The organism is Anaerosalibacter sp. Marseille-P3206, from assembly GCF_900155565.1.
GTDB lineage: Bacteria > Bacillota > Clostridia > Tissierellales > Sporanaerobacteraceae > FUHM01.
This window is the reverse complement of the sequence record NZ_FUHM01000001.1, coordinates 171,465-193,183: the sequence shown is the minus strand read 5'-3', so window position 1 is coordinate 193,183 and position 21,719 is coordinate 171,465. Positions and strand designations below refer to the sequence as shown.

The window sequence follows — 21,719 nt, the reverse complement described above, 5'->3', positions numbered from 1 at the left end:
CACCCGTCCGCCGCTAAGTTTATATGATTCCATCCGAAAATTTCCTCATATATCCTTCGCTCGACTTGCATGTGTTAGGCACGCCGCCAGCGTTCGTCCTGAGCCAGGATCAAACTCTCATAAAAAAGTTTTACCTGAACAAATTATTTAAAATTAATAAACTCAAGGATTGTATTACGCTGTTCAATTTTCATGGTTCTTTAAGTTGCCTTATTAATATAGCATATTTGAACTTCTTTGTCAACAACTTTTTTAAATCTTTTTTAAGTTGTTTTCTTCTGCTATGTCAGCAACAATTACAAATGTTATCATCTTTTGGCTCTTTTGTCAAGAGATAATTTTCATTTGTTTGCTGCCTTTTTTTAATGTGTTTCAGACAGCTTTTATAATATAACAAGTTTTTTTAACTTTGTCAATGGTTTATTCGAAAAAAGTTTATAATTTTTTGATTTTCCATATAAACAAGTTTTATCATCCTGTAAAATTAGAAATTATAGCTGATATTTAGATACAATGCTTCCTAAAGCTATTGAATAAAGTTTAGCTTCATGATCATCAGCTCTAGAAACTAATACTATAGGTGCTTTGGCTCCCATTACAACCCCAGCAGATTTTCCACTAGCAAAATAGGTAATACTTTTTCCAATGCCATTACCCATTTCTATTGTTGGTACTAATAGCACATCTGCATCCCCTGCAACTTGACTCTTAAATCCTTTTATTTCAGCAGCCTCTTTTGAAATAGCTAAATCTAAAGCCAAAGGTCCATCAACTATAACTCCATCTTCAAACTTACCATCTATACACATTTCTTTAAGCTCATTTCCATGAACTGTAGCTTCCATTTTAGGATTTACTTTTTCTTTAGCCGCAAGACAAGCAACCTTTACTTTATCATTTCCAAGAGCCTTACATACTTTTACACTATTTTCTATTATTTTGACCTTGTCCTCAAGAGAAGGTACTAAATTCATACCTCCATCTGTTAAATATATTAACTTATGATAATTTGGTACTTCATATATCATTACATGACTTAAAAGGCTATTAGTTCTAAGGCCATATTCTTTATTTAATACCTGTTTTAAAAGTATAGATGTATCAACTAACCCTTTCATAATAAAATTTGCCTTGCCTGTACTTACCATCTTTACCCCTAGCTCAGCAGCCTTAACTAAATCAACTTCATTGATCATTTCACAATCATTTAAATCTAGATTATGCTCATTAATAATACTAATAGTTTTTTCCTTATCTCCTATCAATATTGGTTCAGCTATGCCAAGATTTCTAGCCTCTGATACTGCTTGTAGTACTTCTTCATCATGAGAAGCAACTACGACTAATTTCATCTTTGAATCATATTTAACCTTAAGTAATTCTTCTAACTTTTGTATTTTCATATTATGACCCCTTTCACTATAATTACAATACTATATTATCATATTTTATTGAATTGGAACCTACTGTTTTATATTTTCTAAATTCTCTTTGAATTTTCTTATCATCGGATCATTGGGATTCAATTTGTATGCAATTTCAACATCTGATATCGCCTTATCATAAAATCCAATTTGATAATAGGCAATACCCCTATTAAATATTATCTTATAGTTCTTATTGTCTATTCCTATACCAGTATTAAAAATTTCTAGTGCCTCATTAAAATTGCCTATAGCAAAAAGGCAAATTCCTAATTCATTATATATATCAACCACTTCTTCATCTAGTTCTAAAGCTTCATAAAAATAATCAATAGCTTTTTCAATTTCATCCATTTCTTTATATGTTAAACCAATCATATACTTTAAGTTCCACCAATTATCTAATCTAGACTCTATTTTTAAAAACTTTTCTAACGCTTCATCAAAAGATCCAGAAAAATAAAGATTACATCCTTCTTCATAAAGAGAATCGTTCTGAATTATATCAAGTTCTTCTCTTATTTCTTGTTTTCGATCTTTATCATTATCTATTAACATGTATTTTTCCCAAATAAGTGTTGCTTTTAAAAACTGACCACTGTTTTTATAATGATATCCCAATTTGTAATATGCTAAATAGTAGTCTGGATCTATATCTAAAATAGTTTCAAAACTATTTGTAGCTTTTATTAAAAAAGCCTCTCCTTTATTGTTCATATTTAATTCAAACATCCTCTTTGCTATCTCTTCAAGACAAATTCCATAATTAAATAATCCATCTGGATTATTAGGATTAATATTTAATAATGCTCTAAAATAAACTATTGCTTCTTCAAACTTTTCTTCAGATAGATATTTGAATCCTTTATAAAAAATATAGTTTTCTATTTTTAAATCATATAAAACAAGTATTTGCTTATAATTATCATTGTACTTAAAGCTAGGGTCAACTCCCATTATATATATGATCCCTTCAACGATATGTGAAACCTTTATTTCTTCATTTATGGTTTTTCTTTTTATACCTTTTACTAATGTATCTGTAAATATAGGAAGTGGAATATCACTATCTATTAACTGCCCACCTATTTGAATATGAGCATCATCCTTTAGTTCAAGAAATGATATCTTTTTAGCTTTTTCTTTAAAATATTTCTCAACTTCTGACATTTTGTTCACCTACTAATCATAAATTTTTTTCATATATTCTCTTTTTCTTCTATTACTTGTACTTAACAGATTAAATAAATAGCCTCTATATATCATTGTAAATGAAAATATAATCTGTCCTATAAGATATTTCACAACTCCACTTATAGTAAAATCAAAATTGTATGCCAAATGAGTTGTGAAAACATCAGATACTATTCTTCCTGTAATCATATACAATATTGAAAAGAAGATAATATTAGGTATTAGCCAACTTAACCAATTCTCTTTCATAAAATCAAAGGAATATGATAATGATTCCCAAGGAGAATAGGATTTTTGATATATTATTTCTGGTAATGGATTAAAAATAATTAATACTAAAATACCTATTATAGTACTTATCCTACTAGCAAATGAAGACATTACTCCTAGTACACTATTTAAAACAAAACTAAATAGCCATGCAATAAAAAATATGCCATACACCTTCCATAAATAATATTTAAAACCTTCTTTGAAACTATTAAGTGTCAGTTTATCGTATTTTATTATATTAGCAAGTAAATATAAATAATTTGATATAAGACTACTTGTAGCAATAGCCACTATAAATCCTGCCAAGATGCCAAGTATACCTGTAAATATATAACTTATTAAAGCAAAAATAGACACATTTATCATCGTATATGCAAAACCAGTAAATATAATTGGCCAGTTTTTCAAGAAACTCTTCCATGCTTTTTTTATCGTTGTCCCATTTACAAATAAAATATCTTTAAGTATATCCAATTTCATTCCTCCCTAAAGCTTATTAAATTCCTCAGTAATGTTAAATACACTACATTTATTTAACACTTTGTTTTTTCTATAGTCAAATAGCATTATTGTGTCTTTTTTAAATAATGATTTAATATCATATCCTTTTTCTTTAAAATCTAACATATCAAATTTAAATAACTCATAATGTGTATTATTTATAATTTGCCTAGTAGATTCACCTATATAACTTGGTAAGTATTTTGATAGATTGAAATCTATTTTAAAGAATTCATGCTTTTTATCCTGTATTAAACTTACATTGTATCTATTTATATATTGTGGAATATTAGGATTTTTATTGTTATATATATAGTCAAATTTAATTACTTCATTGAAGATATCTAAGTTTTTATTAATTTTATCTACATAAAATCTATATAAAATATAATACAGTTTATTTCTACTATGAAGCACTCTATGATAGCCTTTTTCTTCCCAATAATATGAAAAATCTTCATATAGATCGAATGGTGATTGGTAATAGTTATTGATTATATACTGTATTGAATTCTCAAAATAATGCTCATTTCCATACTTTTCAACTAAGTCTTCTATTATCTTTAATCTTAACATTTCTTTGTAACTAATATGATCTGTTGCTAGTACTTCATAAGGTGCCCTATCTAAGAACTTAAAACCATATTCATCTTTTTTATCTCTTAATTCAGATCCCTTTAACAATTTTAAGAAACCTAATTGAAGCTTTTCTGGTCTCATTATATATACATCATTAAATGATTTTCTAAAGGAATTATAATCTTCATATGGAAGTCCAGCTATCAAATCTAGATGTTGATGTATATTCCCATAGCTTTTTATTGTCTTAACTACCTTTTTTAACTTCTTGAAATCTGTAGTACGTCCAATTGCCTCAATTGTCTTTGGATTAGTTGACTGTACACCAATTTCAAATTGGAAAAGTCCTTCTTTAACGTGTTTCAAGAACTCTAACATTTCCTCATCTACAAGATGTGCTGTTACCTCAAAGTGAAAATTCATATTTTCAGGATTTTTATCCATTATGAATTTCATTATTTCCATAGCATATTCTTTATTTGTATTAAAAGTTCTGTCAACAAATTTCACTTGACTTACCTTACTATCTATTAATTTTTCTAGGTCACTCTTTACCCTATCTAAACTAAAAAATCTTACACCTTTTATAGTTGATGAAAGACAAAACCTACAGTTAAAAGGACACCCCCTTGAACTTTCAAAATAAACAATTTTATTCTTAAGTCCCTTTGGCATATAATCATATGGAGAAGGGATTATATCTAGATTTTGTATCAAAGGCCTAGCATCATTTACAATAATCTTATCCCCTTCCCTATATATTAAACCTTTTATGTCTTTATAATCATTATCATTGTCAATAATATTGATGATTAGTTCTCTAAAGGTCTCTTCTCCTTCACCATATATTATAAAATCGATATACTTATACTTACTAAGCAAATCTTCTCCATCAAAAGAAACTTCCGGTCCTCCTAATATTATCTTTATATCCGGTTTTACTATTTTTAATCTTTCACAGATTGTAAGTGTTTGTTCAAAGTTCCAAATATAACATGAAAATGCCACTATATCAGGATTTTGTTTATATATTTCACCCGCAATAAAATCTTCGTTTTGATTAATAGTATACTCCGCTATATCAATATTAGGAATATCCTTTGAAAAACTTTTTAAATATCTTATTGAAAGAGATGAATGTATAAATTTTGAATTTAATGTTGTAATAATAGTCTTCATTTTTGTAGTCCTTTCCTTTCCATATAATGATTTAATTATAACATATAGTTGAAAGAATTCATTTTTAATAAAATGAATTCTATTAGAAATATTTGTAGTTTTTTTAGGTTTTAAGAAGGTTTTTAAGGTTTTTTATAGAATGATATAATATGCTTATAAATTATCTAAGAGAGGGGTAAACAAATGCACGAATTTGAGAAAATTTCCATTTCTGAAATGTCAAAACAAGATATGTTAATGATCTTAGAAGCTCTTGAATACACTGGTAAAAACACTAATATTCAGGCATTCTTAGCATTAAGAAATAGTATTATTAAAGAATTAAGTATCCTTGCTGAAAGCAATGAAGAAGAATTCTTTGAGTACCTAAAAAAATAGACCCCTAACAATTTAAGGGTCTTTTATTTTTTGAATTTATATATTCCTGATTTTGTGTTTATATAAATTATTTGTTTGTCATTAATTGTCTCTTTTTTAATAACTTTGCATTTATTAAGTAATGAGTGATAAAAAACATCTCCAACATTAAAACTAAATATATCGGGCTCAATGTACTTATCAATGTACAATAGTTTTGGATCTATTCTACCTTTGTTAAGCTTATAAATGTACTCGCTAAAGTTTTCATAAATAGATATATTTTCTTTTTTCTCGCATTCGATATTATTTTTTAGTGAGTATAGTCCTATAGTAAAAGGACTATACTCACTTTTTATATTTTCATTTACCACTTCCAAAAATTCAGCCAATGTCTTGAAATGATTTGTTTTTAAACCATTTAATATATTTATTATTTCTATCCTTTTTCTTTCAAAATCTATATGAAAGTTACAGGGATAATCATTAATACTTAGTCTAAAAAAATCATTATATAAATCTAAAAAATTAGTTTGTGACAAATTTATTATCTCTTCTTTTACTTCATTAAGTATATTTGTATTATTTTTAAATGTCAAAAACAATATCTTTGATAGCAAGAGCCCTTCAAGTATAGTTTCTATATTCGCTGTTGTATATAAAATATTCTTTAAAACTTCTTCTCTAACAATATCCCATTTATTGTTAGAGAAAACAATAGGACTTATTCTAATAAATGCACTATCATCTTTTTCTAGAAAGTATATATCTGATTTAGGTTTGTTAAATGAATTAAGTAACACTTCGTTGTCACCACTTCTATAATAATACCATAGTTGCATTTCTTTTTTATATCTTTCATAGTCTATCCTAGTAGCAACTTCTTCTTCAGATGGAAGCAGTGATTTAATTGTAAGTACAGTAATTTCTATGATATATTCCTTTTCTTTAGATATTGAATTAAGTGCATTTAAAAGAAAATTTCCTATTCTGCCATCATCCATTTATGCATTCTCCTTTACATTTTGTCTGGAGCCTCTATACCTAATAGATTTAGTCCTGTCTTTAAAACTTCTTTAGTTGCATATACCAATAGTAATCTAGCTTTTTTAATCTCTTCATCTTCACTTAATATTGGACAGTTGTGATAAAATCTATTAAATGATTTAGCTATTTCTGTAATATGACGAGTAACAAAAGAAGGCTCGTATTTTTCAGCACTATTTATTACTGTGTTTGGGAAGTCATACAATAATTTTATTATAGCCATTTCTTCTTCTGAATTTAATAGTGAATAATCTATATCATCTTCTAAAGAAAATTCTCCCTTATCTAGTAATCTATTTGCTCTTGCATGAGCATATTGTACATAAGGACCAGTTTCTCCTTCAAAACTCAATGTCTTATCCCAAGAGAATACATAATCCTTTATTCTTCCATTAAACAATTCTTGGAATACAATAGCACCAATTCCAACTTGTTTTGCAACTTCTTCTTTATTTTCTAAGTTTGGATTTCTTTCTTCTATGATATCATGAGTTTTTTCAATAGCTTTTTTAAGTACATCTTCTAAAAATACAACTCTTCCTTTTCTAGTAGACATAGTACCGTCTTCAAGACTTACCATACCAAATGGTACGTGAATGCAATCTTTTACCCAATCATATCCCATAAGTTTTACAATTGCCATCCATTGCTTGAAGTGTAATATTTGTTCAGAACCTACTACATAAATGTTCTTGTAGAAGTCATAATGTTCTTTTCTATAAATTGAAGCTGCAATATCCCTAGTAACATAAAGAGTAGAACCATCACTCTTTTTAACTAATGCTGGTGGCAAACCAAAAGATTCTAAATCTACTATTTCTGCACCTTCTGATTTTACAAGTAATTTTTTCTCTTCTAATTCTTCAATAACTCTTGGCATTTTATCTGAATAAAAACTTTCACCTGCAAGTGAATCGAATTTTATTCCAAGCATATCATACACTTTATTGAATTCACTTAAGCTAATTTCTCTCATCCAATGCCATAATTCCAAAGCTTCTTCATCTTGATGTTCTAATTTGTTAAACCAATTTCTTGCTTCATCATCAAGAGCTGGATTTTTTTCAGCTTCCTCATGAAATTTTACATAAAGCTTTAAAAGTTCATTTATTGGATCTTTTTCTATAGTTTCTTTATCTCCCCAATTTTTATATCCTACTATTAATTTCCCAAATTGAGTTCCATAATCACCCAAATGATTTATTGCAACAGTATCAAATCCTAAGAAAGTATATATCCTATAAAGAGCATGACCTATTATTGTAGTTCTTATATGGCCAATATGAAATGGCTTAGCTATATTAGGTGAAGAGAACTCTACCAAAACAGTTTTGCCCTCGCCCATTTTAGATGAACCAAATTTATCTCTTTTCTGTTTTGCTTCTTCAAGTACAGTCTTTGCTATAGCTTCCTTCTTCACAAAGAAGTTCATATATGGTCCTACACTTTCAATTTTTTCAAAGTATTCATTTTCACCTATTTTTTCAACTAATTCAGCAGAAATCAAATTTGGTGCTTTTCTAAAAGTCTTTGCCAATCTAAAACATGGAAATGCATAATCCCCCATTTCGTGGGATGGTGGAATCTCTATAAGAGATTCAATTTCCTCCTTTTCCAATCCACTATCTATTTGAGATATCAGTTTTACTACTTCTTCTTTAAATTTAATCATATATACCCTCCTCATTTATAAAAATTATACTTAAATACGAAAAAACTCCCGTCTCAAAAAAGAGACGAGAGTCACCCGTGTTACCACTCTAGTTGGTACAAATACCCACTTGTATCTTATAACGCCAATGGCGTATCATCCTACTAAATTTTTCAGATGTATCCTCCAGGGTCCTCTTCAAATATAATTTGATTGCTAGGCTTCCACCATCCCTAGCTCGCTTAAATCAAAGAAAATATCCTACTCTCCCTTTCACAGGATTTGTCATATTAAATTAGTTAATTAATAATATACAGCAAAATCAAGATTTATTCAAGCCTTTATTTTAATTCTACTACCGTAACTCCACTTCCACCTTCTCCTATATGACCGAGTCTATAAGATTTAACATGCCTATTAGTCTTAAGAAAACTCCTTATCCCCTCTCTTAAAACTCCTGTACCTTTTCCGTGAATTATATATGCTTGTTTTAATCCAGCAATATAAACATCATCTAAATATTTGTCTAAATCTAGTAGCGCTTCATCTAATGTTTTTCCCCTTAAATCTAATTCATTTTTTACATTTTGGGCTTTACTTTTTATTATATTCTTTGTACTTACTTGTGATTCTTTAATAGCCTTCTCTTTTACTCTCTTCAAAGTTGTAATATGAACATTTACTTTCATTATCCCCACTTGAACATTCACATTTCCATTTTCATCAGGAGCAGAAAGCACCGTTCCCTGTTGATCAAGGGATATAATCTCAACTGTTTCTCCAATCTTTAAATTTTTAGGAGGTTTGCTACTTTTAGCTTCCAACAGATTTTTTGCCAAATCTTGTTCAACTTCATCAAGACTCATTTTTAATTTATCTTGAGATTCTTGAATTTTTTTATTTTTTTCTTTTTCAATTTCGAATGATATTTCTCTTAATTCTGTTACTATTTCATCTGACTCTTCTTTAGCAGTCTTTAAAATATTACGAGCTTGTTCTTTTGCCTTTTGAATTATTTCTTCTTTCTTCTTTTCTACCTTTTCTTTTTCAAAGATTAATTCATTCTTCAATTCTTCTATTTCTATTTTAAGCTTTTCTGCTTCTAATTTATTTTCTTCAACTATTATTCTATCTCTTTCTATTGCTTGTAGTACATCTTCAAATTCAATATTTTCTTTAGAAATAAGATTTTTGGCATAATCAATTATATAATCACTAAGTCCAAGTCGCTTTGATATAAGAAAAGCGTTAGATTTCCCTGGTACACCTATCAAAAGCCTGTAAGTAGGGCTCAAAGTCTTTACATCAAATTCAACAGAAGCATTTTCCACACCTTGATTTGTTAGTGCATAAACCTTTAACTCACTATAATGTGTAGTGGCTATAGTCCTAACATTTATCCCATGAAGATAATCTAATATAGACATAGCCAATGCCGCTCCCTCAGTTGGATCGGTTCCAGCTCCCAATTCATCTAATAAAACCAAACTATTTTCATCTACATTCTCAAGTATACTAACAATATTAGTCATATGAGATGAAAATGTACTTAAACTCTGCTCAATACTTTGCTCATCTCCAATATCTGCAAAGATGTTATCAAATACAGATACTTGAGAATTATGGTTAGCTGGTATATGAAGGCCTGATTGTGCCATCAATGTCAGTAGTCCCACTGTCTTTAATGTAACAGTTTTTCCACCTGTATTTGGACCTGTAATCACAAGAGTATTGAAATCCTCCCCTATATATACATCTATTGGTACTACTTTTTTTACATTTAATAGTGGATGCCTTGCTCCCTTAATATTTATATATCCACTATTATTGATAATCGGCTTTGTTCCATCTATTTCAAGTGCAAGTTTTCCCTTGGCAAAAATGAAATCCACAGTTTCTAATATCTTTTGATTTTCTCTAATACTTTCACTCTTCTCTTCAACTAATTCGGTCAATTCAGATAATATTCTTTCTATTTCTTTCTGTTCTTTTATTTGTAATTCTTTTAACTCATTATTTAATTCTACACAAGCCATAGGTTCAACAAATAATGTTGCACCACTTGCAGATTGATCGTGAACCAAACCTGGAAAATTAGACTTATTTTCTTGCTTAACTGGTACAACATATCTTCCCTCTCTAATAGTTACAATACTATCTTGCAATAATTTTCTATTGCTTGTTGAATTAATTATTGAATTTAATTTATTTCTAATAGCTTCGTTTTTAGATATTATTTGCCTTCTTATATTTCTAAGGGTAGGACTAGCATTATCTGATATCTCTTCTGGACTTATTATAGCATTATTGATACTGTCTTCAATATATTTAAATGTCGACAATGAACTTATTAACTCTTCTAATATAGGATAATTCGAACCCCTGTCTTCTTTACTTTCACTTAGATATTTTTTTAGACTCCTTGAAACTCTAAGAGAATCAGAAATTTTAAGTAAACTACCAGGCGTTAGTGTTCCTCCTATTTCAGCTCTTTTCAATTCAATGGAAATATCTTGTATTCCATAAAGAGGCGGATTACCTCTTTTAATTAATAGGGTAAAAGCTTCTTCAGTTTCATTTTGAATTCTTTTAACCTCTAATAAATCAGTTGATGGAACCAGTTTACTAGCTAATTCTCTCCCTAAAGATGATTCGGTCTTTTCTTTTAACTTTTCAACTATTTTATAGTATTCTAATACTTTTAGTGTTTTATTATTCATATTATCACCTCGATGCTAAAAAATCATAATACACCTCTAAAGAAATGTCCTTTAGTAAAACCTGCGTCTTCCCTAAAATGTTCTAGTACTTGTGTTAAATCTCTCTCTTTTAGCTTTCCATGCAATCTGTTATAATAAGCGTCTTGTATCATAGAAATATCTTTATCTTCATAAGTAAAATCCAATCTTATCATTTGAAGTCCTTTGTCAAATAATGTGTTCAAATCTTCAATAATAACCAATGGAACACTATTATAAATGGTAGTTGTACTATTTTGTCTTCTAAATGGAAAGACTATATTTTTCCTGTCTTCAAGACCATATCCTGAATTAAATTTACAAATACTACATTCACTATCTCCATTGCAACCTTTTATCAGAGACATAGGACAATGCTTCATAACCATAAGAGGTAAATATCCGTATCCAATTGCCTCATAAGGCATGCTAACTCTATCAATAACATCCTCTATTTGTTTTAATGTCAATTCAGGAGATAAAGTAATACTACTTACGTTTCTTTCTCTTAATAGTCTAGCAGTATAGCTATTAAATACATTTAGACCAATATCCCCATGAATAGGTAAATTTAATCTGTTCTTTACAAAATTTAATGTCCCTATATTAGATACAGAGATACCATCTAAATAATCTGAATTTCGATCTAAATTTTCTCCTAATAATCTTAATCCTTTGTCAGTATATATCTTATCAGTATAAAAAAATACTTCCTTCTTTGCCTTCTTTACTTCTTTTATACAATTATCAATATCTTCATAGAATCCTAGATAAATTCGATCTAATTTTTCTAAATCAATAGATTCAAATTGATTGATATTTGATACTTTTACACTTAATTTCTTCCCACTTAAATCTTTCTTTTCATCTTCATATTTGAAAAATTCCTTTTCTGTTTTGCGTAAGAGATCTTTATTAACATTACTTCTATTATTGAAATTCATCCTCTTTTTATTCAGTTCATCTATACCATCTCGTCTTAAACCATTTAAACTACTTAAAGATAAAAAAGAACCTTCTTCTAAGTAAATATCCATAATATCAATACAATAAGGCTCATCTGCTAATTTAGACAATTGTTTTTCGATTTTTTCTTTAGTTAGAGAAACTTTCTGGCTCTTTTCTACTAGTTGTTCTGTTTCTACATGTATAACATTTTCTCCATCATAAATACTCAAAGTAGCAGGATTGCCAATAGAAATATTCACTTCCATTTTTAAAGGATATTTAATTTTCTCTTCTCCAACAAATGTGCTCTTAGCTCTATCTAGTAGTGAAACACTTGATGTCTTATAAACAGGAGAACTTATGGAAACATTTCTAATCCTATCTAGTTTCAAAATACTCCCCTTATTGCTTGAAGTATTAGCTACTACTCCAACATATTCTCCCTTTTCAGTGGTCAGCTCTATTCCATCTCCTATGTCTAAATCATCTATTAATTTTATATACATATTTTTTCTATCAATATTTTCTACTTTCCCTATATATACACCTCTATTATCTGGTCTATCTAGAGAAATAAAGCTTTTCCCAAAATCATTAAATAAATAACCCTTTGTAAAACCTCTATTGAATATTTGAAGTAATTCTTTTTTGTCTTCATCTGTTATAGAATTTACCCCTTTGTCTAAGGCTTTTCTATACTTACTTACAACCAATGCTACATATTCTGGTCTCTTCATTCTTCCTTCAATTTTTAATGACTTTAAACCAGAATTAACTACATCATCTATATTTTCAATAGTACATAAATCTTTGGTACTCAATATATGTTTTTTTATAAATTGCTCACTTACCAATTCTTGATTCTTTAAACTCACAATTGAATATGGCATTCTACAAGGTTGAGCACAAGTTCCTCTATTTCCACTTCTACCTCCTATGATACTACTCATAAGACACTGTCCAGAATAACAAACACAAAGTGCACCATGAATAAAACCTTCAAGTTCTAAATTAGAATTATCCTTAATGTATTTTATCTCTTTGGTTGAAACTTCTCTTGCTAAAACTACCCTTTTAAACCCCAGATTCTCTAAAAATAACGCTCCCTGTAAATTGTTAATTGTCATCTGAGTACTACCATGAAGTTCAAAATCTGGAAACAAAGTCTTTATTAAATGTACTAATCCCAAGTCCTGAACAATTAACCCATCAACATCTATTTCATACAAATTTTTAATATAATCAACAGCTTCTTCAAGTTCTTTGTTTTCTAGCAATATATTTACAGTAACATATACTTTTGTACCTCTTAAGTGAGCATATTTTACAGCTTCTTTTAATTCATCCATCCCAAAATTAGAAGCATACTGTCTTGCATTAAAAACTTTACCTCCTAAGTAAACTGCATCTGCACCATTTTCCACTGCAGCATAAAGTGATTCCATAGTTCCAACAGGAGCTAATAATTCAATTCCATCTTCTTTTTTAATCACTAGCCTATATTGCCTCCTTACTTTACTTAGTTAACTATTTTCGTTAAAATGTTTCAATGTTTCGTCTAACTCTTTCTTTATCTCTACTAGTTCTATTTGACTATCAAACAATTTGTCTTGTAAATTTTTAATAATTTTCTGATTTTCTTTTAACTCTTCTTCTTTTAATTCTGATGCTTGTTTATACTTTTTAAGCATTCTATCTTTATTTTCACTATCTAGTTTAGTTTCAAGCAATTCATCTTTATATAAATTACATTGATTTTCTAATTCCTCTATTCTCTTATTTGCATTTTTTAATGTTTCAAGCATTTCTTCGTATTTTTGCATAGGCTCTACAATCTCTTTTTTTAATTCATTTAATTCTTTATAAACCCTATGATATTCATCTGCTATATTGAAAGCTACAAGAATTTGAGCCATTGAATCATTTAATCTATCATTTTTCTTTTGAGCTTCTCTTATTTTACTATTTACATAAGCAGCAATACTTTTAACATATTCTTCAGTCTCATTTCCTACTACTGTGAAGTTACGACCACCAATATATACATCTACTTTGTTTTTTTCTGTCATAACTTTACCCTCTCCCTTATTTTTATATATAAGTATTCTACTTAAATTTCTATTTTCCTTTATTTTAATTAAGTTAAAGGAGTAGATTTAATCTACCCCTTTAACTTCTAAGATTTGCTTTAAAGGTTTTTTCTACTTCTTCAACTATTTTTTCATGAACTTTGCTTACATCTTCATCTCTAAGTGTCTTTTCATAAGATCTATAGATGATAGAAAAAGCAACGCTTTTCTTATCTTTTGGTATCTGTTCTCCTTCATATACATCAAATAATTCTACTTTTTCTATAATACCTTCTCCATACTTCCAAACAACATCTTCAATATCAGTCACTGGTATTTCCCTATCCAAAACTACTGCTAAATCCCTTGTGATAGATGGATACTTAGGCAATGGTTTGTATTTTTTATTTGGATTTGCCTCTTCTATTATTGTTTCAAAATCTAATTCCCCTATATAAACAGGAACTTCAATATCATAATTATCTAATACATCTGGATGAACTTCTCCAATAATACCTAGTACCTTATTGTTATAAACTATATTTGCTGTTCTACCAGGATGGAATGTAGATAAATTTTCCTCCCTTGAATATCTAAATCCAGAAATACCTAATCTATCAAGAAGTACTTCAATAACACCCTTTAAATAAAAATAATCAACATTTCCATACATACCAATAGTTAGTGTTCTTCTCTCTAATGGTAAGCTTTCTAGTGGAATCTCTCTAGGTATAAAAATATTACCTATTTCATAAGTAAGAGCTTCTTTAACACCATAATTAAAATTCCTTGATAATAAATCCATAATATTTGGTATAATGGTAGTTCTCATTACACTATAATCTTCACCAAGAGGATTCATTAATTTTACACATTCTCTTTTGCTACTATTTTGAACTAATTTGATTTTGTCATATGCTTTTGGACTTATAAATGAATAAGTCATAACTTCATTTAAACCTAATCCTTGAAGAACCCTTATTGCCTTATCTTCAATAATAACATTATAAGGCCTTTCTGCTCTTGTAAGAACACCCATTAAAGGCTTATTAGGTATATTGTGGAACCCATAAATCCTACCAACTTCTTCTATTAAATCTACTTCTCTTTCTACATCCATTCTAAAAGTTGGTACTTTAACTTCTAAATAATCATCTTTTTCTAGAACATTAAATTCTAGTCCATTAAGTATATCTATTATATTTTTCTTATCAATTTCAACACCTAGAAGTTTATTTACTCTTTCTGGTCTTAAGCTTATTGTGCTAATCTCCCTTTTATTTGGATAATTATCAATTATCCCACCTACTACTATTCCAGCACCAATTTCTTCAATCAACTGACAAGCCCTATTACATGCAGTTTCACATAGATTAGAATCAATTCCTTTTTCAAATCTTGCAGATGCTTCTGTTCTTAAGTTATGAGCCTTTGATGTAAGTCTTACACTCTTATCATTAAAATTAGCAGCTTCCAATAATATAACATTTGTATCGTTAGTAACTTCTGTATCAAAACCACCCATTACTCCCGCTATAGCTACTGGTTTTTCTCCATCAGCTATCACTAAATCAGAAGGATTTAATTTTCTCTCAACTCCATCTATGGTTTTAATTTCTTCTGATTCAAAGGCTGTTCTAACATATATTTTTTTGTCAACTATCTTATCTAAATCAAAAGCATGTAGTGGTTCACCAAATTCCAACATAACATAATTAGTTATATCTACAATATTGTTTATCGGTCTAACTCCAGCTTCCATTAATCTAGTTTGAAGCCATAGTGGTGAACTTTCAATCTTAACATTTTTTATAACCCTAGCATAATAACGATTACATAAATCTTTATCTAATACTTCAACTCCTCTTAGAAGATCATTAATATTTCCTTCTTCATTTTTTATTTCAATTTCAGGATATTTCATCTTAGAATTAAGCGTTGCGCTAGTCTCTCTAGCCATTCCTACTATACTTAGACAATCAGGTCTATTAGGTGTAATTTCAAATTCTATTACTTCACCATGAAGGCCAAGAACTTCTTTAATATCCATACCCACTGGATACCCTTTATCTAATATGAAAATCCCATCTTTCATATCCTTAGGAACTACACTATCACTAATTCCCAATTCACTTAAAGAACATAGCATCCCAAAGGACTCTTCACCTCTAAGTTTTCCTTTCTTAATCTTAACACCACCAGGAAGCCTCGCTCCAACAAGTGCTACTGGTACATAATCACCTTCACTAATATTATTTGCTCCAGTAACTATTTGAAGTTCCTCTTCTCCAACATCAACTATAGTTATGCATAATTTATCTGCATTAGGATGTTCCTTAATCTTTAATATATGTCCAACTACAACATTTTGTATTCCATTGTTCAAATTTGTTATAGATTCAACATGAGAACCAGAAAGAGTTAATTTGTCTGATAGTTCTTTTGAATCTACATTTATATCTACATAATCTTTAAGCCATTTCACTGGTAATAACATATTTCTCCTCCTTTAACTACTAAAATTGTGATAAAAATCTCATGTCATTCTCAAAGAGTAGTCGAATATTATCAATACCGTACTTCACCATAGCAATTCTATCTATACCTAGTCCAAAAGCAAAACCACTATATACTTCTGGATCAATTCCACAATTTTCAAGAACCTTTGGATCTACCATCCCACAACCTAGAAGTTCCATACTCCAACCCGTTCCATTACACTCATCACAGCCTTCTCCCTTACATTTGAAGCAAGATACATCAACTTCCGCACTTGGTTCTGTAAATGGAAAATAATGCGGTCTAAATCTAGTTTTCATATCGTATCCAAATAATTCTTTTATAAATATATCTATGGTTTCTTTTAAATTAGCCATAGTAACATTTTTATCAACAACTAAACCTTCTAATTGATGAAACATAGGTGAATGAGTATCATCTACATCATCAAATCTAAAAGTTCTTCCTGCAGATACAATTTTAATTGGTGGTTCTTTTTGTTTCATAACTCTTACTTGAACAGGAGAGGTATGAGTTCTCAAAAGAATATCTTCAGTTATGTAAAAAGTATCTGTCAAATCTCTTGAAGGATGATTCTCTGGAGAGTTTAATGCATCAAAATTATTCTCAACTGTTTCCACTTCTGGACCATGAACTATACTAAAACCCATGCTCATAAAAACATTTTCTAATTCTTCCATTGTAGCAATAAGAGGATGACGATGTCCTAAAAGAATTTTATTACCTGGCATAGTAATATCAATTCTTTCCTTTTCTAATTTTCTCTTTTTCATTTCATCCCTTAATTTATTTTTTGTCAAGTTTAATTCTGATTCAAGTTCTTTCCTAACTTCATTAGCTATCTGCCCAACAGCAGGCCTCTCTTCCTTAGAAAGACTGCCCATTTCCCTAAGTACTTGAGTTAGTTCACCTTTTTTACCTAAAAATTTAACCCTTATTTCCTCTAATTGGTCTATAGTTTTTAGCTTGTTCATATCTTTTAGTGCTTCTTCTTTGATTTTGTATATTTTATCCTTCATATTTTGAACTCCTTTCATACCTATTCGTTAAAAAAATAAGACCTTCTCCTAAGGATAAAGGTCAAAATATCCAAAACTGTTTGTATAAATTATAGCACTAGAGTGTTTAAAACTCAAGGATTATTCACCCTTTGTCTAGCTACTTCATACATTACAACAGATGTAGCTACTGCTGCATTTAGAGATTCAGCTTTGCCATACATTGGAATCTTTATCAAGAAGTCTGAAATACTTATCATTTCATCAGAAACTCCATTCGCCTCATTTCCTATAATTATAGCAATATCTTCAGTTAAATCTACTTCATGAATATAATTTTTACCTTCAAGAGAAGTTGAATATACTTTAATTCCCTCATTCTTAAAATGATTTATCAATTCTATTTTATTATCTGCAAAAACAACAGGAATATGAAACAATGAACCCATAGTAGCACGTACTACTTTCGGATTATATACATCTACACAATTATTAGTTAAAACCACGCCACTAGCACCAAAGGCATCTGCTGTTCTAATTATAGTTCCAGCATTGCCAGGATCTTGTAGTTCATCTAAAATAATTATAAACTTATTTTTGCTTTGGAATAGTTCATCTAATTTAAAATCATTTATTTTTCCAACTGCCAACACACCCTGAGGATTTTCAGTATCTGATAGTTCTTTTAGTAGATTGTTTGGAACATTAATAATATTTATATTTAATTCTTCAATTTTTTTAAATAATTCTCTTCCTCCAGTTACATTGAAAAGATCTTCTGAAAATAGAATACATTCAGGATTCCCTATCCATTTAATATATTCATCTACAATCTTTACACCTTCTATTAAGTAAGACTTTTTCTCCCATCTCTCTTTTTTCCTTTTGAGCCCTTTAATACCTTTTATTGTTGGATTTGATGGGCTAGTAATATACTTCATATCTTAACCACCAATTCGATTTTCTATTTTTTCTATATCTTTTGTATTCCCTATTACTACCAAAATATCTCCTTTTAAAATCTCATCATCTGCATAAGGAGAAATATTGATGCATTCATCTCTTTTTATAGCCATAACATTAATCCCGTATTTAGTTGGCAGTTTTAATTCTTTAAGAGTCTTATCTTCCCATTCAGAAACAGCTGTAATCTCTACAATACTATAATCAGGAGAAAGTTCAATAAAGTCTAATATATTTGTAGACACTAAATTATGTGCAACTCTTATACCCATGTCCCTTTCAGGAAATACAATTTTATCTGCACCTATTTGCTTTAGTACTTTCCCATGTAATTCATTCTGTGCCTTAGCAATTATCGACTTAACCCCTAATTCTTTAGATATTAAAGTTGCAAATATAGAAGCTTCCAAATTAGAACCAATACTAATTATTACAACATCAAAATTACGTATTCCCAAATCCTTCATTACATTTTCATCCATTACATCTGCTTGGACAGCATGAGTAACACAATCAGATATTTCTTGTACTAATTCTTCATCTTTATCTATTGCTAAAACTTCATGACCTAGTTTATATAAAGTCTTAGCGATGCTTGAACCAAATCTTCCACATCCTATAACAGCAAATTGTTTCATACACGTTCTCCTTTCTATCCCACAAATAAATTCCCTTCAGAATATCTATAATTATTTAATTTTGATTTTTGTTTTTTAGCAAATGCAAAAGCCATTGTCAAAGGCCCTACTCTACCTGAATACATTGTAAGTATTATTAATACTCTTCCAAATTTACTTAGACTTGGTGTTACTCCTCTTGTTAAACCTACAGTACCAAAAGCTGATGTAGTTTCAAATAATAAATCTAAAAATGTTGCCTCTTCAGAAATAGTAAGTATCAATGATACTACAGTTACTAAACATATTCCTACGCTCAAAATAGCTAATGACCTATTAATTATTTCTTGAGATATTCTTTTTTTAAATAATACTACATCTCTATCTCCTTTGATTACCGATATTGTAGTCAAAACAATCGCCCCAAAAGTAGTTGTCTTTATACCACCAGCAGTAGATATAGGTGAACCGCCTATAAACATTAAAATAATTGTAATAAATACAGTAGTATCTTTTAACTTCCCTATGTCTACAGAATTAAAACCAGCTGTTCTCGGTACAACAGCTTGAAAAAAAGAAGCAAGAGTCCTATCCTTTATGCTGAGGTTATAAAGTGTTCCAGCGTTATCCCATTCTATTAAATAAACTATTATTGTACTTATAACTATAAGTATCAAAGTAATTACCAATACCAATTTTGTGTGAAGGGTAAATCTATTAAATTTCTTATTTCTAGATACATCAATATAAACTGAAAAACCAAGGCCACCAATGATAATTAATAAACAAATAGTTAAATTTACTACAATATCTCCTACAAAGGGTACCATACTATTACCTGTAATATCAAAACCAGCATTACAAAAAGCTGAAATAGCATGAAATATCGAGAACCAAACTCCCTTTATAAAACCATATTTAGGTATGAATCTTGTAGAAAGAAGTATAGCTCCAATTCCTTCGATAGCAAAAGTAGACAATATGATATACTTAGTTAGCCTTACTAATCCTGACATAGTTTCTTGATTGAATTGTTCTTTAATTATTAATCTTTCTTTTAAGGTTATTTTTTTACCTAAAATTAAAGCAACTAAAGTAGCCATTGTCATAAAACCTAATCCACCCATTTGAATAAGACATATAATTACAATCTGTCCAAATAAAGACCAAAATTCTCCTGTATTAACAACTACCAGTCCAGTAACACAAACTGAAGAAGCAGATGTAAACAAGGCATCTAAAAACCCAATACTTTCACCTGATTTTGTAGCTATAGGAAGATTAAGTAGTATTCCTCCCAAAATTATTAATCCAGCAAATCCTAAAGCCAATACTCTAGGTGGATTAAGTTCTAATGCATTAATCTTCTTTCTAATAAATGTCAATTTAATATCACCTACCATGTTTGATATCAATAACTATTATAACTGATTAATATAGATTATAATACTTTTTTAAAAAAATAAAAGCTCCGAAATCGGAACTTTTATAATTACATACCTTTTGCTATTTCTACTAATTTTGAAAAACCTTCTAGATCGTTTATTGCCATTTCGGATAACATTTTTCTGTTAATGTCTATATTTGCTTTCTTTAAGCCACTAATAAGTGTGCTGTAGTTCATTCCATTTAGTCTTGCAGCAGCATTTATTCTAGCAATCCACATTTTTCTAAAGTCTCTCTTTCTTAGCTTTCTACCTACATATGCATAGTCAAGTGACTTCATTACTGCTTGATTTGCTGGTCTATATAACTTACTTTTAGCTCCATAATATCCTTTTGCTTGTTTTAGAACTCTTTTATGTCTTTTCTTTGCATTAACTCCTCTTTTTACTCTTGCCATCTAAACTACCTCCTTCGCTCCTATATGTGTTTTTTCTAGTAAGGCATTACTTTATTCATTCTCTTTATATCAGCGTCGCTAACTAATGCAGATTTTCTTAAATTTCTGATTCTCTTTGGTGACTTTTTACCAGTCTTATGGCTCTTATATGCTTTATATCTCTTTAACTTTCCAGTTCCAGTTCTTTTAAATCTCTTAGCTGCTCCTCTATGTGTTTTCATTTTTGGCATAATTATTACCTCCTCTATCTATTCTGTTTTAGGCATTAAATACATAACCATATTCTTGCCTTCCAGTTTAGGATGTTTATCTATAACCCCTACTTCTGAGGTTATTTCAGCAAACTCAGATAATACTTCTTTTCCTTTTTCAGTATGTCCTAACTCCCTGCCTCTAAATCTTACACTAACTTTAACCTTATCTCCATCTTTTAAGAATTCTACAGCTCTCTTTGCTTTTACATTTAAATCATGTGTTTCGATATTAGGAGTTAATCTTACTTCTTTAACATTTATAACTCTCTGATTCTTTTTTGCTTCTTTTTCCTTTTTAGCTAATTCATACTTGTACTTACCATAATCCATGATTCTACATACTGGTGGTTTTGCATTTGGTGCAATTTTAACCAAGTCCATTTTTTTATCAAAAGCCATTTCCATAGCTTTTCTACTAGGAAATATTCCTAATTGACTTCCATCAACATCAATAAGTCTTACTTCCCTATCTCTTATCTCTTCATTAATTTGAAGTTCTTTAATATTACTACACCTCCTAAAATTTATGCTTTCTATACATTATAAAAAACAATAAAAGCGGGT

18 protein-coding genes, 1 rRNA gene and 2 other annotated features (1 of these 21 only partly in view) are annotated in these 21,719 nt (G+C 29.3%); of the genes, 1 reads left to right on the top strand and 18 read right to left on the bottom strand.

Annotated features, from left to right (window positions below; genetic code table 11):
* The 5 genes from BQ9840_RS01065 to BQ9840_RS01045 form a co-directional block, all read right to left on the bottom strand.
* Positions 1–125 (bottom strand): 16S ribosomal RNA (locus BQ9840_RS01065); the annotation flags it as partial.
* A gap of 366 nt (positions 126–491) precedes the next feature.
* A complete protein-coding gene (locus BQ9840_RS01060; protein WP_077367217.1) occupies positions 492–1,403 on the bottom strand; it encodes a bifunctional enoyl-CoA hydratase/phosphate acetyltransferase in 912 nt (303 codons plus the stop codon).
* 60 nt (positions 1,404–1,463) lie between these two features.
* Positions 1,464–2,594: a tetratricopeptide repeat protein gene (locus tag BQ9840_RS01055; protein WP_077367215.1), complete on the bottom strand. Its 1,131-nt coding sequence runs from the start codon at positions 2,592–2,594 to the stop codon at positions 1,464–1,466.
* 12 nt (positions 2,595–2,606) lie between these two features.
* Positions 2,607–3,365 carry a hypothetical protein gene (locus BQ9840_RS01050; protein ID WP_077367213.1) on the bottom strand — a complete coding sequence of 253 codons (759 nt, stop codon included), beginning with the start codon at positions 3,363–3,365 and terminating at the stop codon, positions 2,607–2,609.
* A gap of 12 nt (positions 3,366–3,377) precedes the next feature.
* Positions 3,378–5,150, bottom strand: coding sequence for a B12-binding domain-containing radical SAM protein (locus tag BQ9840_RS01045; protein WP_077367211.1), 1,773 nt, complete (start codon positions 5,148–5,150; stop codon positions 3,378–3,380).
* A gap of 183 nt (positions 5,151–5,333) precedes the next feature.
* Here BQ9840_RS01045 and BQ9840_RS01040 point away from each other — a divergent pair, with 183 nt between their 5' ends.
* A complete protein-coding gene (locus tag BQ9840_RS01040; protein WP_077367209.1) occupies positions 5,334–5,528 on the top strand; it encodes a hypothetical protein in 195 nt (64 codons plus the stop codon).
* 23 nt (positions 5,529–5,551) lie between these two features.
* Here the strand turns inward: BQ9840_RS01040 and BQ9840_RS01035 are convergent, their stop codons facing one another.
* The 13 genes from BQ9840_RS01035 to infC form a co-directional block, all read right to left on the bottom strand.
* A complete protein-coding gene (locus BQ9840_RS01035; RefSeq protein WP_077367208.1) occupies positions 5,552–6,511 on the bottom strand; it encodes a hypothetical protein in 960 nt (319 codons plus the stop codon).
* Between the two features lie 14 nt (positions 6,512–6,525).
* Positions 6,526–8,226, bottom strand: a complete 1,701-nt coding sequence (gene argS, locus BQ9840_RS01030) for an arginine--tRNA ligase (RefSeq protein WP_077367206.1) — start codon at positions 8,224–8,226, stop codon at positions 6,526–6,528.
* A gap of 57 nt (positions 8,227–8,283) precedes the next feature.
* Positions 8,284–8,491: a binding site (T-box leader), on the bottom strand.
* Between the two features lie 55 nt (positions 8,492–8,546).
* Positions 8,547–10,925: an endonuclease MutS2 gene (locus BQ9840_RS01025; protein ID WP_077367204.1), complete on the bottom strand. Its 2,379-nt coding sequence runs from the start codon at positions 10,923–10,925 to the stop codon at positions 8,547–8,549.
* Between the two features lie 23 nt (positions 10,926–10,948).
* Positions 10,949–13,384, bottom strand: coding sequence for a DUF3656 domain-containing U32 family peptidase (locus BQ9840_RS01020; RefSeq protein ID WP_234978586.1), 2,436 nt, complete (start codon positions 13,382–13,384; stop codon positions 10,949–10,951).
* Between the two features lie 30 nt (positions 13,385–13,414).
* A complete protein-coding gene (locus BQ9840_RS01015; RefSeq protein ID WP_077367202.1) occupies positions 13,415–13,960 on the bottom strand; it encodes a cell division protein ZapA in 546 nt (181 codons plus the stop codon).
* Positions 13,961–14,060: 100 nt separating this feature from the next.
* A complete protein-coding gene (gene pheT / locus BQ9840_RS01010) occupies positions 14,061–16,457 on the bottom strand; it encodes a phenylalanine--tRNA ligase subunit beta (RefSeq protein WP_077367200.1) in 2,397 nt (798 codons plus the stop codon).
* Between the two features lie 19 nt (positions 16,458–16,476).
* Entirely contained in the window at positions 16,477–17,499 is a 1,023-nt protein-coding gene (pheS, locus tag BQ9840_RS01005; RefSeq protein ID WP_077367198.1) for a phenylalanine--tRNA ligase subunit alpha, read from the bottom strand.
* A gap of 113 nt (positions 17,500–17,612) precedes the next feature.
* Positions 17,613–18,419 (bottom strand): 23S rRNA (guanosine(2251)-2'-O)-methyltransferase RlmB, encoded by an 807-nt coding sequence (gene rlmB, locus BQ9840_RS01000; RefSeq protein WP_077367196.1) that lies wholly within the window; start codon positions 18,417–18,419, stop codon positions 17,613–17,615.
* Positions 18,420–18,422: 3 nt separating this feature from the next.
* Entirely contained in the window at positions 18,423–19,079 is a 657-nt protein-coding gene (locus BQ9840_RS00995; protein WP_077367194.1) for a potassium channel family protein, read from the bottom strand.
* Positions 19,080–19,093: 14 nt separating this feature from the next.
* Positions 19,094–20,461, bottom strand: coding sequence for a TrkH family potassium uptake protein (locus tag BQ9840_RS00990; RefSeq protein ID WP_097677445.1), 1,368 nt, complete (start codon positions 20,459–20,461; stop codon positions 19,094–19,096).
* 89 nt (positions 20,462–20,550) lie between these two features.
* The gene (rplT, locus tag BQ9840_RS00985; protein WP_077367191.1) at positions 20,551–20,901 is read right to left on the bottom strand and encodes a 50S ribosomal protein L20; all 351 of its coding nucleotides are present in this window, start codon (positions 20,899–20,901) and stop codon (positions 20,551–20,553) included.
* Between the two features lie 35 nt (positions 20,902–20,936).
* Entirely contained in the window at positions 20,937–21,131 is a 195-nt protein-coding gene (gene rpmI / locus BQ9840_RS00980) for a 50S ribosomal protein L35 (protein WP_077367189.1), read from the bottom strand.
* An 18-nt stretch (positions 21,132–21,149) separates the two neighbouring features.
* A complete protein-coding gene (infC, locus tag BQ9840_RS00975) occupies positions 21,150–21,692 on the bottom strand; it encodes a translation initiation factor IF-3 (protein ID WP_077367187.1) in 543 nt (180 codons plus the stop codon).
* Positions 21,693–21,699: 7 nt separating this feature from the next.
* Positions 21,700–21,719, bottom strand: a sequence feature (ribosomal protein L20 leader region); it runs 115 nt beyond the window's last position.

What these genes read in the sequence shown, in the direction of transcription:
- BQ9840_RS01055 (WP_077367215.1), bottom strand. Translation starts at nt 2,594, where the DNA reads ATGTCAGAAGTTGAGAAATATTTTAAAGAAAAAGCTAAAAAGATATCA.
- BQ9840_RS00990 (WP_097677445.1), bottom strand. Translation starts at nt 20,461, where the DNA reads ATGGTAGGTGATATTAAATTGACATTTATTAGAAAGAAGATTAATGCA.
- rplT (WP_077367191.1), bottom strand. Translation starts at nt 20,901, where the DNA reads ATGGCAAGAGTAAAAAGAGGAGTTAATGCAAAGAAAAGACATAAAAGA.
- BQ9840_RS01035 (WP_077367208.1), bottom strand. Translation starts at nt 6,511, where the DNA reads ATGGATGATGGCAGAATAGGAAATTTTCTTTTAAATGCACTTAATTCA.
- argS (WP_077367206.1), bottom strand. Translation starts at nt 8,226, where the DNA reads ATGATTAAATTTAAAGAAGAAGTAGTAAAACTGATATCTCAAATAGAT.
- BQ9840_RS01045 (WP_077367211.1), bottom strand. Translation starts at nt 5,150, where the DNA reads ATGAAGACTATTATTACAACATTAAATTCAAAATTTATACATTCATCT.
- rpmI (WP_077367189.1), bottom strand. Translation starts at nt 21,131, where the DNA reads ATGCCAAAAATGAAAACACATAGAGGAGCAGCTAAGAGATTTAAAAGA.
- pheS (WP_077367198.1), bottom strand. Translation starts at nt 17,499, where the DNA reads ATGAAGGATAAAATATACAAAATCAAAGAAGAAGCACTAAAAGATATG.
- BQ9840_RS01025 (WP_077367204.1), bottom strand. Translation starts at nt 10,925, where the DNA reads ATGAATAATAAAACACTAAAAGTATTAGAATACTATAAAATAGTTGAA.
- pheT (WP_077367200.1), bottom strand. Translation starts at nt 16,457, where the DNA reads ATGTTATTACCAGTGAAATGGCTTAAAGATTATGTAGATATAAATGTA.
- rlmB (WP_077367196.1), bottom strand. Translation starts at nt 18,419, where the DNA reads ATGAAGTATATTACTAGCCCATCAAATCCAACAATAAAAGGTATTAAA.
- BQ9840_RS01015 (WP_077367202.1), bottom strand. Translation starts at nt 13,960, where the DNA reads ATGACAGAAAAAAACAAAGTAGATGTATATATTGGTGGTCGTAACTTC.
- BQ9840_RS01040 (WP_077367209.1), top strand. Translation starts at nt 5,334, where the DNA reads ATGCACGAATTTGAGAAAATTTCCATTTCTGAAATGTCAAAACAAGAT.
- BQ9840_RS01060 (WP_077367217.1), bottom strand. Translation starts at nt 1,403, where the DNA reads ATGAAAATACAAAAGTTAGAAGAATTACTTAAGGTTAAATATGATTCA.
- BQ9840_RS00995 (WP_077367194.1), bottom strand. Translation starts at nt 19,079, where the DNA reads ATGAAACAATTTGCTGTTATAGGATGTGGAAGATTTGGTTCAAGCATC.